This window comes from Sphingobacterium ginsenosidimutans, from assembly GCF_039536865.1.
Lineage (GTDB): Bacteria > Bacteroidota > Bacteroidia > Sphingobacteriales > Sphingobacteriaceae > Sphingobacterium > Sphingobacterium detergens.
On sequence record NZ_BAAAZK010000009.1, the window covers coordinates 46049 to 61372 of the forward strand.

The 15324-nt window shown below is 40.1% G+C and carries 14 protein-coding genes; 13 read left to right on the top strand and 1 reads right to left on the bottom strand.

What is annotated here, in order from left to right; genetic code table 11:
• Positions 1-29: 29 nt before the first annotated feature.
• The gene (locus ABFX33_RS23580) at positions 30-839 is read left to right on the top strand and encodes a 3-keto-disaccharide hydrolase (protein ID WP_120262271.1); all 810 of its coding nucleotides are present in this window, start codon (positions 30-32) and stop codon (positions 837-839) included.
• Between the two features lie 31 nt (positions 840-870).
• On the opposite strand, the gene ABFX33_RS23585 is transcribed toward ABFX33_RS23580, so the two are convergent.
• Positions 871-1575 (bottom strand): YjjG family noncanonical pyrimidine nucleotidase, encoded by a 705-nt coding sequence (locus ABFX33_RS23585; protein WP_346088965.1) that lies wholly within the window; start codon positions 1573-1575, stop codon positions 871-873.
• 118 nt (positions 1576-1693) lie between these two features.
• On the opposite strand from ABFX33_RS23585, the gene ABFX33_RS23590 reads away from it, so the two are divergent.
• From ABFX33_RS23590 to ABFX33_RS23645, 12 genes are all read left to right on the top strand, one after another.
• Positions 1694-2569 carry a sensor histidine kinase gene (locus ABFX33_RS23590; RefSeq protein ID WP_120262223.1) on the top strand — a complete coding sequence of 292 codons (876 nt, stop codon included), beginning with the start codon at positions 1694-1696 and terminating at the stop codon, positions 2567-2569.
• Complete coding sequence (locus tag ABFX33_RS23595) at positions 2559-3266, top strand: response regulator transcription factor (protein ID WP_120262224.1); 708 nt, start codon at positions 2559-2561, stop codon at positions 3264-3266. Before ABFX33_RS23590 ends, ABFX33_RS23595 begins: the two co-directional genes overlap by 11 nt.
• Before the next feature lie 10 nt (positions 3267-3276).
• Positions 3277-3795, top strand: a complete 519-nt coding sequence (locus ABFX33_RS23600; RefSeq protein ID WP_223581157.1) for a hypothetical protein — start codon at positions 3277-3279, stop codon at positions 3793-3795.
• Positions 3795-4832, top strand: coding sequence for a uroporphyrinogen decarboxylase (hemE, locus tag ABFX33_RS23605; RefSeq protein ID WP_257087414.1), 1038 nt, complete (start codon positions 3795-3797; stop codon positions 4830-4832). Before ABFX33_RS23600 ends, hemE begins: the two co-directional genes overlap by 1 nt.
• Positions 4833-5107: 275 nt before the next feature.
• On the top strand, positions 5108-5704 hold the full coding sequence (locus ABFX33_RS23610) for an RNA polymerase sigma-70 factor (RefSeq protein ID WP_257087415.1): 597 nt from the start codon (positions 5108-5110) through the stop codon (positions 5702-5704).
• A 76-nt stretch (positions 5705-5780) separates the two neighbouring features.
• Positions 5781-6797 carry a FecR domain-containing protein gene (locus tag ABFX33_RS23615; RefSeq protein ID WP_346088661.1) on the top strand — a complete coding sequence of 339 codons (1017 nt, stop codon included), beginning with the start codon at positions 5781-5783 and terminating at the stop codon, positions 6795-6797.
• Positions 6798-6845: 48 nt separating this feature from the next.
• Positions 6846-10208, top strand: coding sequence for a SusC/RagA family TonB-linked outer membrane protein (locus ABFX33_RS23620; protein WP_346088662.1), 3363 nt, complete (start codon positions 6846-6848; stop codon positions 10206-10208).
• Positions 10209-10249: 41 nt separating this feature from the next.
• Positions 10250-11773: a RagB/SusD family nutrient uptake outer membrane protein gene (locus tag ABFX33_RS23625; protein ID WP_346088664.1), complete on the top strand. Its 1524-nt coding sequence runs from the start codon at positions 10250-10252 to the stop codon at positions 11771-11773.
• Positions 11774-11778: 5 nt separating this feature from the next.
• Positions 11779-12054 carry a LysO family transporter gene (locus ABFX33_RS23630; protein ID WP_120262229.1) on the top strand — a complete coding sequence of 92 codons (276 nt, stop codon included), beginning with the start codon at positions 11779-11781 and terminating at the stop codon, positions 12052-12054.
• The gene (locus ABFX33_RS23635; RefSeq protein ID WP_346088666.1) at positions 12044-12646 is read left to right on the top strand and encodes a LysO family transporter; all 603 of its coding nucleotides are present in this window, start codon (positions 12044-12046) and stop codon (positions 12644-12646) included. Before ABFX33_RS23630 ends, ABFX33_RS23635 begins: the two co-directional genes overlap by 11 nt.
• Positions 12643-14553, top strand: coding sequence for an MGH1-like glycoside hydrolase domain-containing protein (locus tag ABFX33_RS23640; RefSeq protein WP_346088668.1), 1911 nt, complete (start codon positions 12643-12645; stop codon positions 14551-14553). The genes ABFX33_RS23635 and ABFX33_RS23640 overlap by 4 nt, the downstream gene beginning before the upstream one ends.
• 203 nt (positions 14554-14756) lie before the next feature.
• Positions 14757-15317: a CopD family protein gene (locus ABFX33_RS23645; RefSeq protein WP_120262232.1), complete on the top strand. Its 561-nt coding sequence runs from the start codon at positions 14757-14759 to the stop codon at positions 15315-15317.
• Positions 15318-15324 lie beyond the last annotated feature (7 nt).

The window sequence follows — 15324 nt, forward strand, 5'->3', positions numbered from 1 at the left end:
ATTTTGAAACAAACCTAAAACTATAAAGAATGAAGTTATTAAAAACAGTTCTTGCGGTATCGGTGATGGCATTTTCTGCACATCTTAATACTGCCGTAGCGCAAGCAAAAAAAGAAGTACCGGCTTACAAAATTTTGGATTTGCCACGCGTGGATATCAAAAAATTCAAAAAGAATAAGGCTGGAGCATATGTTATCTTTGATGGTACTTCGATGGAAGGCTGGAGAGGATATGATAAAACTGTAGTTCCCAAAAAATGGGTTATCAATGAAGGCGCAATTAAATTTGATAGTGGAGCGAATGTAGGTAAGGACGAAGGTGGTGATTTGATTTTCGCACATGACTTCAAAAATTTCGAGTTGGAATTGGAATGGAAAGTAGCAAAAGGAGCAAATTCCGGAATTTTCTTTTTGGCCAAAGAAGTCGAAGGTCAGCCAATTTATATCTCATCACCCGAGTGTCAGGTTCTTGACAACGAAAACCATCCAGATGCTAAGATGGGTGTCGATGGGAATCGCAAGTCTACATCATTGTATGATATGATTCCTGCGAAACCACAAAATGGCAAACCTTATGGCGAATGGAACAAAGTGAAGATCCGCGTGAACAATGGTAAAGTTGAACACTTTCAAAATGGTGTGAAGGTCGTTGAATATACCCTATGGGATAAATCTTGGGTTGACCTATTGCAAAAAAGTAAATTCAGTCAAGAAAAATGGCCTCTGGCTTTTGAGTTGCTGAGCCATGTAGGTGGAGAAAGCAAATCAGGCTTGATTGGTCTCCAAGATCATGGAAACGATGTTTGGTTTAAGAACATAACCGTAAAAGTTTTAAAATAACAAAAAAGCAGCTTTTAAAGCTGCTTTTTTGTTATAATATAAATTGTAATTCTTTCAGATCGACAATCATATGTGGTACATCTTCAGGTTGCTCCGTACTGTTCGGATTAAAGAAGATCGCATCCATTCCTACATTCATAGCCCCACGTACATCCGCATCCAGATTATCTCCAATCATCAATGACTGTTGTACGTGTGCTCCTGTGGTTTCCAGTGCAAATTGAAAGATCCTTGGATCAGGTTTGTTCACTCCGACGACCTCAGAAATAAAGATGTTGTTGAAATATTTGTTCAAATTGCTTTTTTCCAATTTGGTCTCACAAGCCTCCTTAAAACCGTTGGAAATCAAATGCAGGTTGTATTTTTCGTCCAGGTAGGCCAAGGTTTCATGTGCATGCGGAAATAAATTCGTCTTTTGAGGACAGATCGCAAGGTATTCCAGTTCAAATTCTTCAGGAAACAATTCGGGGTCTACGCCCAATTCGATAAATGTATCAGCGAACCGAGCCTTTCTTAACTCGGGTTTTGAAATCTTTCCATGATGATATAATCCCCAAAGGCGATGATTGTTGATTGTATAAGTTTCTATGAAACGGGAGGGGGATTCCTTGTTAAACAAGCTGTCAAACTTGTATTTAAAATATAGTTCGTGGAGACTTTCTTCGGCATTTTTGTCAAAATCCCAGATGGTATGATCCAAATCAAAGAAAATATCCTTTTTCTCACGATTAAACATATACAAATATACCACCTCTGGGGAGATTTTATCTTATTGTGAATCGGCTAATTTTCTTCTTTGTGTCATAATCTTTAGGATATTTCCGAATGCCTTGGTGAATAGCTATTTTTGCTACATGAAGAAAGCGCTTTTACTCTTTTATTTCCTTTTGTTTTACGCGATCATGCAGTTGATATGGTGGGGGGTGATGTTCATCCGCTTTGATCCAAGCAAAAAGAACATGATTATAGGTGAAGGTATTTTCTTCTTGATCATTTTTTTATGGGGTGCGTGGCGGTTAAAGCGCTTGGTAGAACGGGAACAGAAATTGTTGCAACAGCAGCAAAATTTCCTTTTGGCTATTACACATGAGTTGAAATCTCCTCTGGCATCCGTCAAGCTGTATATTCAGACCATTTTGCGACGAGATCTGGATAAAGAGCAACAACAGACTTTTTTAAGAAATTCCCTAAAAGATATTGAGCGATTGGATGATTTGGTAGAGAATGTCTTGATGACAACCAAATTAGACAGCCGCAATTACAGTATGCCCAAGGAGGATTTTAACTTTACTTCTTTGGTGGAGCAAATCGTCGATCGACTTCAAAAGAATTCATGCAGCTCACAGGTATTGAAACCTTACCTGGAGTCGGATATTATTATCCATGGTGATAAATTTGCGATAAGTAATGTCGTGACAAATCTCATTGAGAATGCTATTAAATATTCACCGGCCTGCGCCATGGTGGATGTCAAACTATATACGGAGAGCAGTAAAATAATTTTTTCTGTTGCTGACCATGGTATCGGTATCAGTGATGAAGAGAAAAAACTTATCTTTAATAAGTTTTATCGCGTGGGAAGTGAAGCGACACGGAAAACCAAAGGTACTGGTTTGGGGTTATATATCGTGAAAACCGTGTTGCAGAAGCACGATGCGACCATTAAAGTTAAAGATAACACTCCTAAAGGGAGTATTTTTGAAGTAACATTTGAAAGAAATGCAAAGTAAACAAAGAATATTACTTGTCGAAGATGAAGAACACTTGTTAGAAGCAATCAAGTTGAATCTCGAAATGGAAGGTTACCGTGTCACTACGGCTACTGACGGAAAAAAAGCATTGAAAGTTTTTAAAGAGGAACGTTTCAATCTCGTGATATTGGACGTTATGATCCCTGAAATTGATGGATTTCAGGTTGCTGAAACAATCCGACTACAGAATACAGAGGTTCCTATCATGTTTTTGACTGCCAAAAACAGTAGTGAAGACCGTATCACTGGACTAAAAAAAGGTGCCGATGATTATTTGGTAAAGCCTTTCAATTTAGAAGAATTGATTCTCCGTGTAGGAAATTTGGTTCGTCGCGGTATGAAACCAGATGATCTTAAAGAATTGAATTCTTATCAAATCGGTGATAAAACCATCTATTTTAATTCTTACGAATTGCATCATGCAGATGGAACGATTACCTCATTGACGAAAAAAGAAACCATGCTATTGAAGCTGTTGATCGAACGTCGTAATGAAGCCGTTTCCCGTGAGCAGATTTTAGAAACTGTATGGAATTATGACGTCTATCCTTCGACGCGTACCATTGACAATTTCATTTTGACATTCCGGAAATATTTTGAGCCTGATCAAAAGCACCCAATCTATTTCCACTCTATCCGAGGTGTTGGTTATAAATTTACCGACAATAACGCATAGCAAATAAAAGATGATGACAATTAAGGCTAGAATAGCCGTTATTTTTATTGCTGCGTTACTTTTGGGCTATGGTTTATACCAAGGGCATTATCAGACAGCTGTATTGTTGGCTGGTGGAATTGGTTATCTAATTTGGAGCCATTTTCGAGAAGGTTCAGTTTTCTTGGCAACACAAGCTTTTCATCGGCAAGACTATGAAAAGACAAAAAATTTGCTGTCCGAAATAAAAAATCCAGATACACTTCGCAAGGGGCGTCGTAATTTCTATGAATTTATGATGGGAAATATCGCCTTGAAAGAGGATCGTATTGATGAAGCTGAATACCATTTTCAGCTGGCTTCTCGTTTGCCTTGGAAAAAAGATAATGAAAAAGGTATGGTAATGATCAATCTGGCGAATATTGCGCTGCGAAAGACAGATTATGAACGAGCAAGGGCGTATACAGATGTGGCCAACAAATTACATTTAACTGCAAGACAGGCCAGTATTATTACAAAAATAGAAAACGAAATTTCAAAACATTTATAGTGAGTACTACTTTACAAAACGACTTATTGATTAGAGCTGCATTCTCGCAGCAAACGGAGAGACCTCCTGTGTGGATGATGCGTCAGGCTGGACGCTTTATGAAAGAATACTGGGATATCAAAAACAAGTATTCTTTTCTCGAAATGTGCAAAACACCAGAGATTGCAGCAGACGTAACGATGCTGCCCGTGGATTTGTTGGGTATAGATGCGGCGATCTTGTTTTCGGATATTTTGGTTACAGCTGAGGCAATGGGTGGAGACCTGTCATTTGAACAAGGAGTAGGTCCTCGTTTTTCTAATCCAATTCGTTCTGTCAAAGATGCGGAGGCATTATCGGTTGACTGTCTGGATAAATTGCAATATGTTGCGGATGCCATAAAAGTAATCCAACAACGTCTTGATAATCGTATTCCATTGATCGGTTTTGCAGGAGCACCTTTTACCATTTTAAGTTATTTGGTTGAAGGCGGTTCGTCAAAAGATTTCAAGTTGACGAAGTTGATGTTAAACAATCAACCTGAATTGGCGCATACAATCCTTCAAAAGATTGCTGATGTAACTGTAGAATATCTTAATATGCAGATTGCGGCAGGCGTAAATGCGATCCAATTATTTGATAGCTGGGCTTTGGCTTTGTCTTGGAATGATTACCGTGATTTTTCACATTATTATAACAAACAGATCATCTCCAAATTGAACCGCAAGGATATTCCTGTAATATCTTTCTGTAAAGGATCATCTGTCTTTGCTCCAATGATGGTAGAGGCGCAGCCAGATGTGGTTTCGATCGACTGGAATGCAGATCTTAAAAATATGAAGCAATCCTTGCCACAGGGAATAGCTGTTCAAGGGAATTTAGATCCGTTTGTACTATATGCTGAAAAGCCTGTTATCAGAAAGAAAATTATAGAATTATTTGAGCGCATGCGCGGAGAGAATGGTTTTATATTCAATTTAGGACACGGTATTATGCCTGATATTCCTTTTGACAATGTAAAATACGCAATCGAGGTTGTGAAAGAATTTCGCTATTAAACTTTTGATTGGAAAGAGTTCTAAAAAAACGAAACAAGATTTTGCATAAACATCTGATCGAGAAGAAAGAAGACTTGCTATAACCAGCAGGTCTTTTTTTTGAGCAAGAGATGGCAGTTGGAATAGTTAAAAAGTTTTTTTATTGTTTTATAATGTATTAAAATGCGGGTTATCATGGGCATGGTGAAAATTCGTGCAAAATATGTTAAAATGAGCACAGTTACTTTTTTTGTAAATCTTGTTTTATTTTATAGCTTAGTCGCAAAACCTAATAAATGAGTAAAAATACCTTGATGGATGGACTGCTGATTAATGAAGAAGCGCTGGAAGAAGTGTTTCATCATTATTTTGATGAGCTATGCCGTTTCTTAGGGTATTATACGCGCGATGTACAGTTGGTGGAGGACTGTTTGCAGGATGTGTTTGTTAAACTATGGGAAGATCGGGATCAAATCCATATTTTCCATGTCAAGACCTATCTTTATCGGGCAGCCCGTAACCGTGTGCTCAATGCTTTACGCAATGAAAGTACACGTACTGCTCATTTGGAACGTTGGTTTAAGGAGGAAATGACCCGTCAGGAGGCAGAAGAGTGTATCAATATGGAGGAGTTTTCCCTTGTTTATCAGGAAGCTATTGGCAAATTGCCTGAAAAATGTAAAATCGTCTATCAATACTGTAAGGAAGATCAGAAGACCTATCAGCAGGCCGCCCAAGAACTGCAAATATCCATCAAGACAGTCGAAAATCAGATGTCCATTGCAGCTAAAAAAATACGGGCACATATACTTGAACGCTATCAAATACTGTATCCAGATTCGATTTTATTGGTTTTAACGATGTGTGGTGCAGGCCTTTCCACACTCGTTTAAATATTTTTGAAAAAAACACAAAATCTTTTAGGGGTTTTCTCTGCTCTGGGTGTCTATTTGTCGTAAACCCAAAATAATGAATAACAGTTATAAGCCGTCACTGGAGCAATTAGTTCGATATCTAAAAAAAGAGAGTGATGTAAAGGAGAATGAAGCGATTGTAGCTTGGCTCGATTCAAGTGAACAAAATCGTCATTATCTTTTGCAGCTGGAAAACGAATGGATACATCTCAAAGAACCGCCACTGATCATCGATCGGGCAGATCGTCCACGGATATGGGACAAAATCCAAGATCGTATCCAACCTGTCGTAAAAACTATTGTTTTTGACCGTAGCCGTTTTTGGTGGTTGGTCAGTGCTGCTGCGATTCTTATTTTTCTATCAGGGACATTGGGAACGTATTTTATTCAGCGTAATATTTTAATGAACACATCTTCGCAGGAGCAGACAACTGTTTATACGGCTTTAGGGCAGAAGTCACAGGTCATATTACCGGATGGATCAAAAGCTTGGTTAAATGCGGGTACAAAGATGAGCTATTCACATGCATTCAATCAACATGATCGCAAGGTTACACTCGAAGGCGAGGCATTTTTTGATGTTGTGAAAAAAGAAAATATGCCTTTCACCGTGCAGACTTCTCATTTGGATGTTGTGGTGAAAGGGACTGCTTTCGATGTGTCAGCCTATGCGGATGATGCGAAGATAGAGGTATCGCTGCTGCGTGGAAAAGTTGCGATAAAAGATAAAAAAGGACAATTAATCGGAGAATTAAAACCTAATGATTGGATCCAACTGAATAAAAGGACTGGTCGGTATACGCAGATACAGCAATTTGACGCGATACAATATAGCACCTGGAAATCTGAGGAACTTGTTTTTGAGAACGAATCTTTGGAAAGTGTTCTTAAGAAATTGGAACGCTGGTATGGTGTCGATATTGCTTGGAAGGGGGCAGAGTCCGATAGACATTATACATTCAAAGTGAAAACTGAAAGTCTACGAGAAATTTTGGAATTGATCAATGTCATTACACCAATCCAATATACAATAGCCGGCAAATCTGTAGCTATAGTTTCAAAAAAACGATAACCAAAAATTAATGATGTAAACTACTTAAAACAAAATATACCAAAAATTATGAAAAAGAAACCTATTCTGATGAGTCTTTTACTCCTCAGCCAGACCTTCTTTGCTGTAAACGCGCAGCAGGTATCGGGCAAAAAGGAGGCTTCAAATCTTAAGTCACTTATCGAGATTGTTGAAAAAAAGTATGGCTATTCATTTATGTTCAGTAATTCGGATGTAGATGTCAAGACACCACTTTTCTATAATAGTCAGGCAAGCAGCTTGGAAGCACTGTTGAAAGATGCGTTACAAGAGAGCTCGATTACATACGACATTACGGGGAAACGGATTTTATTAAAACGTAAGGTTGCAAATAAACAACAAACGGGGCAAGTAAAAGGAACTGTTGTAAATGAAAAAGGTGAACCACTACCCGGTGTGAGTATACATGCTTCGGGTAGTGGAAAGACCGTCGCTACAGATCTTTCAGGCACTTTTTCTCTAGAAGTGAATGCGAAAGACTTACTTCAGGTTAGCTATGTAGGTTACCAAAACCAACAAATTAATGTACAGGCAGGGAAAGATGTTGATATCACCCTAACTAGCGGAAATAGAGAACTTGACGAAGTCGTTGTGATCGGATATGGTACTTTAAAGAAGTCTGATGTCACGGGTGCAATAGCAAGTATTAGCACAAAAGATCTAGCAAAACGCGCAACAACAAACCCTGCTGAGGCATTACAAGGAGTTGCAGCTGGTGTGAATGTGCAAAAAAATAGTGGTATTGCCGGAGCAGGAGTGCAGGTCAAGATCCGTGGGGTCAATACCTTTGGCAGTAATGAACCCCTGTATATCATAGATGGTTTCCCGGGTACAATCAGTAATGTCAACCCCAATGATATTGAGAGCATGGAGGTACTCAAAGATGGTGCCGCTGCCGCAATATATGGTTCTGTGGCTGCCAATGGTGTTGTTATCGTCACAACGAAAGCTGGTAAAGCCGGAAAAATTCTTGTAGACATTAACAGCTTTACGAATGTAACAGAAACGTCTAATCGACTAAAAGTACTTGACGCCGACGGTTATGTAAAAGTGCACCGCCAAATGTATGACGAATACAATAAGTACGCTACGACGCCAGTCAAACTTCCTGATTATATCAACAAGCCAGGTACCAATAATACCGATTGGCAAGAGGAGGTATTCCGTACAGGGCTTTCCACGGCGAATAGTGTTGCCATCAGGGGTGGACAAGACAATACCCGCTATTCCCTGTCAGCGAACTTAAGTAATGACAAAGGTGTCGTTATCGCGAACGATTTCAAAAAGGAAAATGTCCGTATGAAATTGGGGACCAAGAAGAATATCTTCACCGTGGAAGGGAATATGGCCTATACAAATTCCAAATACCATGGACCCAATTTTAGTCTAAAAGAAGCCTATATGATTTCACCTTTGGTACCGGTATATGACTCCGCGGAAAAAGGTGGTTTTGGTTTGACAAATTGGGGTGGTATTCCCAATAATGTCAATGTGATTGCCGACGAACACTATAAAACAAGCTGGACAAAAAAGCAGGATTTCGCCGGAAATGCTTTTGTTAGCGTAGATATCATGAAAGGCTTAACCTTTAAAACAAGTTATGCCTTTAACGCGATCAATACACAAAATTATTACCATTATCCTCCATTCGCCTCGGATGAAAAGAACCCGTATGAATTTCCTTTTTATTGGGAGGGACGCAGCTATTGGCAGGAACAGGTCTTTGATAATCTCCTGAACTATAAAACAGAATTTGGAAAACATAGTTTAAATGCGCTTTTGGGTAGTTCGTTGAATATGCAGGAATCCAATTGGAATAATGTAGGCGTTGAAGGAAAGAAGATTGTATACTCGGTTGAGAATGGTAAACTGATGAGCAAGGAAAGTGCCGAGGGATTTTTGGATCCCAATTTCATGACGATCAGTTCGGGACAAGGAGGAACATTCTCCGCGGATGGTTCTAAATATGACTATAACCGCATGTCTATCTTTGGTCGTGTCAATTACTCTTATGCCGACCGTTACCTTGTACAGTTAACCTTACGTCGTGATGGTTCATCCAAATTTGGAAAGGATAGCCGATATGGAAGTTTTCCTTCAATAGCATTGGGTTGGAAGATCGATGAGGAATCATTCTTCCCGAAAGAATCCTTCGTATCTAATCTGAAATTAAGGGGAAGCTGGGGAAAACTCGGAAATGAGGTCGCTTTGGGGTACTACGACCACCAGGCACTGATCAGTACCTACAATAATTTGTACATGGGATATGTGCGCGGAAGTGGCAATCCTTGGCCAGGTAGTATTGCAATGGGGCTTGAGAATCGACTGTTGAGCTGGGAGACCACAGAGTCTAAAAACATAGGAGCAGACTTTGGTCTATTCAATAATGTATTAAAAGGTTCGGTAAATTACTTTATCAAGACCACCAATGATCTTTTGATCACTAAGAAAGTTGCTCCATCTGCAGGTTTGGAAGATCCGACATTAAATGTTGGGAAGATCCGAAACTCGGGTTTTGAGCTTGAACTCAAGTATGCAAATCGGAAAAATGAGTTTCAATACGATATTGGATTAAATCTTTCAACCCTCAAAAATAAGGTCGTCAGCCTCGCTAATGAAGACCAGATTCTTTTGGGAAATGGTCTAAAATTCGATACTGAACATTTTCCGAATCAGACTCGTGTAGGATATCCGATTGGAGGATTCTTCCTTTACCAAACCGATGGTATCTTTCAGAGCATGGAGGAGGTGAACAAACATGTCAACAAGGAGGGGAAATTACTACAAGATAATGCCAAGCCGGGCGATATCCGTTTTGTCGATGTCGATGGTAATGGTGTGATTGATGATGAAGACAAGAAATACAGTGGTACGGGGATTCCTAAATTGGAAGTAGGTTTGAATCTCGGTGCTTCTTACAAAGGCTTTGATTTTTCGGCTTTGATCGGAAGTGGCTGGGGACATAAACTCTATAATGGGAATCGCTACTTTTTTGAAGCCATGAGTTCTGGATCCAACTTTTTGAGCAGTACGTTAAATGCATGGACCGAAAACAACCGGAATACCGATGTTCCGCGTGCTGTATTACAAGATCCAAATGGAAACAGCCGTGAGTCCACACGCTTTTTGGAATCGGGTAACTTTATTAGACTACGTCAGCTACAGATCGGTTATACTTTGCCTAAAAATCTATTGCATGCGATCCGTTCAGAAAATCTACGGTTTTATATCAGTGGACAGAATATATATACCTGGACAAAATACAAGGGAATTGATCCTGAGTTTGCACCATCTGGAGTTAACAATAAATCCAGCGTGTTGAATACAGGGGTAGACCGTTATATTTTTCCATTTACCAAGTCCTATTCCTTTGGAGTTCAATTTACATTTTAAGACTTGGGTATTTATTGTATCATAATTAAAGAAACTAGAAGATGAAAAAGAATAGAACAAATTATAAATGGATTCTTTGTATCGCTTGCGCGCTAAGCACGACATTGTCCTGCAGCGATAAATTGGATTTAACATCGCCGGACAAACTTACTTCAGATAACTTCTGGCGTAATGCCGAGGATGCTGAGTCTGGACTTTCTGCTGCCTATTCGCAGTTGGAAGCAGCAACTGATGTATGGGAATTTGCGGAGGTAAAATTTCCGGTCGAGGCTTATCGTGAAGATGCTTGTGAAATCGGTAGCGATGCCTTGAACTATCAAACCTGGGTGGAACTCTATAATTTTACCTATACCAATGGTAATAGTCAATTTACGGCCTATTGGAGTAAAGCATATCGCGGTATTTCTTATGCAAATCAAGTGATAGAGAAGACCGCACCGATTGAAATGGATGCAAATAAGAAAAATCAGATTATTGCCGAAGCAAAGTTCTTACGCGCCTATTACCATTTGAAACTATTGCTTAACTGGGAGAAGATCGTTATACGCGATCAATATATCACCAACGAAGGAAAGATTAACAAGGCCTTATCTACACGTGATGAAGCTTGGGCTTTTATTATCGGGGATCTGGAGGCTGCGGTTGGCAATTTACCTGTGAAACAGGAGGCGGCCAATGTTGGTCGAGCTACAAGAGGGGCGGCGAATGCTTACCTTGGCTACAGCTACTTAACATCAGCATATGAAAATACGGCCAAAAAAGAGGAACTGCTCGGAAAAGCTGAACAGGCCTTTAAAGCCGTATCAGGGTATAATCTGGAAAAAGATTTCCTGTCTATGTTTGACGGAACCAATAAAAATAGCGCAGAATCTATTTTTGAACTTCAATTTACTGATAATACCGCTAATGGTGCGAGTTACCGCACAGCACTGCATAAGTGGATCGCTGTAGGAGAGTTGGGCGGTTGGGATGAAATCTTACCAAGCAAGATGCTCTTAAACGAATTTAAAAAGGAGGGTAAGATCGCTACAACAGGACGTTATGACTCACGTATGTATCAGACCGTATTCTGCAATGATCCTTATTTTAATGATTTGAAGAATGGGGGAGTTTATGGCTTTACCTACGATGAAATATTTGGGGCTGGATCTGACCGGGCAAGTTTCAGAAAGTATTTACCACGAACAGCAGCCGATTTAGATAAGTCCCGCACAGCAGTCAATCTTCCATTGATGCGTTATGCTGATGTGTTGCTGTTATTGGCTGAAACCTTAAATGAACGTAATCGTCCTGCCGATGCCATCCCTTTGATCAATCAGGTACGCCAGCGGGCAGATATGCCGGCACTTCCTTTGAATTTGTCTGTTACCGAAGTCAAAAAACGTATCGAACATGAGCGTATCGTGGAGTTTGCCTTGGAAAATACCCGATTCTACGATATGAGAAGATGGGGGAAAGCGAAAGAAGCATTGCAAGCTATTGGTCGGAATAGTTTTGATCCGGCTAAACACAACTTTTATCCTGTTCCAGTATTGGAGATCAAGTCAAATGATAAAATTAATTAAGGAGCATGTTTACCGTTTTTTTTGTCATGCTTTTAGGTGTAGGAATAGGGATAGGACTTCGGTCCTTTCCTATTCTTAAACATACAGGTATTCTTGTCCGATTGGTCATATTTGCCTTACTGTTTCTTCTGGGACGAGAGGTCGGACAAAATCCAAAAATAGTAGACAATCTTGATACATTGGGGTTGCAAGCTATACTGATCACATTGGCCGGAGTCGCTGGAAGTGTTCTTTGCTCATGGTTCGTTTACCGTTTATTCTTTAGCAAACATGAAAGGTAGTTTGATCATTCTCGCATTTTTTGTCGTGGGTGTTTTTGTCGGTTTCAAGGGAATTATTCCAGCCGAATTGTTGAAAGAAGAATGGAATACTTATGTCCTCTATGCATTGATGTTGTTGGTTGGGGTTACCATTGGTTATGATAGGGAACTCTTGATATCTCTACGAAAAGTTAATTTAAGCATCGTGCTCGTTCCCCTGGCAACTATCGTTGGAACATTGATAGGTACGTTTATCATCAGTTTCTTTATCCGCGACTGGAATGCCGCTGAAAGTATGGCTGTAGGATCTGGATTTGGTTACTACTCTTTATCAAGTATTTTTATTACACAATATAAGGGTGTCACATTGGGAACTATAGCATTGATGTCGAATTTGATACGTGAAATAATGGCGCTATTGATGGCCCCATTAGCTCGAAAATGGTTTGGCCCGCTGGCGCCGATTTCTGTTGCAGGCGCCACAAGTATGGATACTGCATTACCCATTATCACACAATACTCCGGCAAACAATATGTTCTCGTTGCGATCATCCATGGTATATTGATTGACCTCAGTGTACCCTTTTTAGTTACTTTTTTTTGTTATTTATGAGAAATAAGATCGAAACCTTATGGGTTACAATTAGTTTTTGTTTGATTTTGATAGGATGCAATACGGTCAAGTCCCCTAAAATGGATGGCTATGGTGGATTGTTAAGGGTGGAGCAACAACCAGAAGGTTCCACTCGGCGAACAAATCCCTTTTATACCGACCGCGGCGCCTGGGTCGGATTTGGCATTCATGAAAATAAGACAGTAACAGGTTTTTGTGGACCCTATGATCTGGATGGGCGTGCCTGGTTAAGTAGTGCATTGCTGCAGATTGGAACAGCTCCGGCTGGAGAAAAAAATCTATTGAGCCGTGATAGCAGTTGTTATTATCCGGATCGCCTGTGGATGCGTTTGCGAGGGGAGGATATGGAGGTTGAGCAAACTCTTAAACAGGTCTCATCAACAACAGCCATATTACATATTAAAAACAAATCATCAAAAGAACTATGGACCTATGGCAATCTCAATCAAGGGCAATGGACATTGGCAGGTAATACCCTGTGGTCTAAACTTCCAAATGGAGAACTTCTTTTACTATCTTTTGAAGCTGGTGTGAAAGTAACTTTTGATCAGGGGAAATATCAAGCCCATTTAGAAAAAGCTGATACGGAGATTGTGCTGATCCATTATGCCAACCCGATCACCTTAGAAAAGGCACTCGTAACGGCAAAAACAGCTGTTGAGCAAAGCAAGACTTTGAGCATGCAACATACAGCACGGTGGGTGAATTATATCAGCTCAAATACTCGTCCGGAACTCTCCATGGAGGAACATCGCATTATGGTGAAAAGTATGATGACCCTGATGAGCAATTGGCGGAGTGCAAAAAAGGAATTAAAACATGATGGTGTTGTCCCTTCACATGTAGCTGACTATTTTGTTGGATTTTGGGCATGGGATTCATGGAAGCATGCCGTTGCATTGGCGCAGATAGATCCCGCTTTGGCGAAAGATCAGGTTCGCGCTATGTTTGACTTTCAAGATAGCGTCGGGATGATTGCCGATTGTATCTATACGGACCATCGCGAGAATAATTACCGTGATTCCAAACCGCCATTAGCTGCCTGGGCGGTAAATGCGATCTATGAAGCCGATCATGACCTATCGTTTGTACGGGAAATGTACGATAAACTAGTCTTGTACCATGAATGGTGGTTTCGCTACCGGGATCACAATAAAAATGGTATCTGTGAGTATGGTGCTACGGATGGAACATTAGAAGCTGCCAAGTGGGAGAGCGGTATGGACAACGCTATTCGGTACGATAGTACCCAGATGTTATTGAATGAAAAAGGTGCCTGGAGCATGGATCAGGAATCTGTGGAGCTCAGTGCTTATCTTGAGCTGGAACGAAAATATCTGATGCATTTTGCGGAATTGCTCGGAGTACCATTTCGGGGGAAAAAAGAATCGTACCTTGCCATGGATTACTTCTTTGACCAGGAGCGCGGTTATTATTTTGATCGCAAACTGAATGGAGCGCTTATTCCATGTTTTGGTCCTGAAGGCTGGTCGCCATTGTGGACAGGTTTAGCTACTGTGCCACAAGCTGAAGCTGTGGTTCGTGTGATGCAGGATACGGCTAAATTTGCCTCCTTTGTACCTTTTCCTACTGCGGCTCTAGACAACGCCAAATTCATGGATAGAGGATACTGGCGCGGGCCTATTTGGTTGGATCAAGTCTATTTCGCAATTGCTGGTTTAAGGAAATACGGTTATCAAAAGGAAGCCGATATGTATACCAAACAAGTCTTTGAGCGATTGGAGGGCTTATCTGGTAATGGACCAATTCATGAAAACTATGAAGCGCGCACAGGCAAAAGGCTCAAAGCACCACATTTTAGCTGGTCTGCAGCCCATTTATTTCTGTTATATAAGGAACTGAAAACTTCTCCACAGAAGAAATAGATCAGTTGAAATACCAACGCTTCCAATCCGATAAGTTGTACTATCTATATCGGATTGGAAGCGTTGTTTATTTAACATGCATTATTGAAAACTAAAACTAAGTAGTCGGGATGGACTTTCGTCTTTTGTATACTTCATGTAAGATTTTTCTAATTAAAGCCTAGCTTTATTGATTGCCCCTAACTTTTCTTATTTTTGTACCCATGGTCTATTTATACGCAAAAGCAGTTCATATTATCTTTGTGGTTTGTTGGATGGCTGGTTTATTTTATATCGTTCGCTTATTCATTTACCATACAGAAGCTAAATCCAAATCTGCGGAAGAGTATGGGGTTTTGCATAAACAGTTTATACTGATGGAGAGTAAATTGTGGTGGATCATCACAACACCAGCCATGTACCTCACTATTCTGGCAGCTCTCGTCATGTTATATATTAATCCGGGATTGTTGACCATGGGCTGGATGCATGTCAAGCTCACCTTTGTATTGGGACTGATCCTTTATCATTTTGCCTGCCAACGTATTATGTTTCAGTTAAAAGGGGAATCATCGACTTGGTCCTCGACCAAATTGCGTCTTTGGAATGAGCTGGCGACCGTTTTATTATTTGCAATTGTATTTACAGTCGTATTAAAGTCTGCTCTCAATTGGATATTCGGTGTTCTGGGACTTTTAATACTGTCCGTCTCCCTGATGATGGCTGTGAAACTCTACAAAAAAATCAGAAATAAAAACAACGCGGATAAAACGTTAAATTCTTAATTTTCTT

Bases quoted from the DNA above. Each gene is read 5' to 3' on its own strand.
- ABFX33_RS23625 (WP_346088664.1), top strand. From the start codon at position 10,250: ATGAAAAAGAATAGAACAAATTATAAATGGATTCTTTGTATCGCTTGC.
- ABFX33_RS23640 (WP_346088668.1), top strand. From the start codon at position 12,643: ATGAGAAATAAGATCGAAACCTTATGGGTTACAATTAGTTTTTGTTTG.
- ABFX33_RS23580 (WP_120262271.1), top strand. From the start codon at position 30: ATGAAGTTATTAAAAACAGTTCTTGCGGTATCGGTGATGGCATTTTCT.
- ABFX33_RS23590 (WP_120262223.1), top strand. From the start codon at position 1,694: ATGAAGAAAGCGCTTTTACTCTTTTATTTCCTTTTGTTTTACGCGATC.
- ABFX33_RS23585 (WP_346088965.1), bottom strand. From the start codon at position 1,575: ATGTTTAATCGTGAGAAAAAGGATATTTTCTTTGATTTGGATCATACC.
- ABFX33_RS23600 (WP_223581157.1), top strand. From the start codon at position 3,277: ATGATGACAATTAAGGCTAGAATAGCCGTTATTTTTATTGCTGCGTTA.
- ABFX33_RS23620 (WP_346088662.1), top strand. From the start codon at position 6,846: ATGAAAAAGAAACCTATTCTGATGAGTCTTTTACTCCTCAGCCAGACC.
- ABFX33_RS23610 (WP_257087415.1), top strand. From the start codon at position 5,108: ATGAGTAAAAATACCTTGATGGATGGACTGCTGATTAATGAAGAAGCG.
- ABFX33_RS23615 (WP_346088661.1), top strand. From the start codon at position 5,781: ATGAATAACAGTTATAAGCCGTCACTGGAGCAATTAGTTCGATATCTA.
- ABFX33_RS23635 (WP_346088666.1), top strand. From the start codon at position 12,044: ATGAAAGGTAGTTTGATCATTCTCGCATTTTTTGTCGTGGGTGTTTTT.
- ABFX33_RS23645 (WP_120262232.1), top strand. From the start codon at position 14,757: ATGGTCTATTTATACGCAAAAGCAGTTCATATTATCTTTGTGGTTTGT.
- ABFX33_RS23595 (WP_120262224.1), top strand. From the start codon at position 2,559: ATGCAAAGTAAACAAAGAATATTACTTGTCGAAGATGAAGAACACTTG.
- ABFX33_RS23630 (WP_120262229.1), top strand. From the start codon at position 11,779: ATGTTTACCGTTTTTTTTGTCATGCTTTTAGGTGTAGGAATAGGGATA.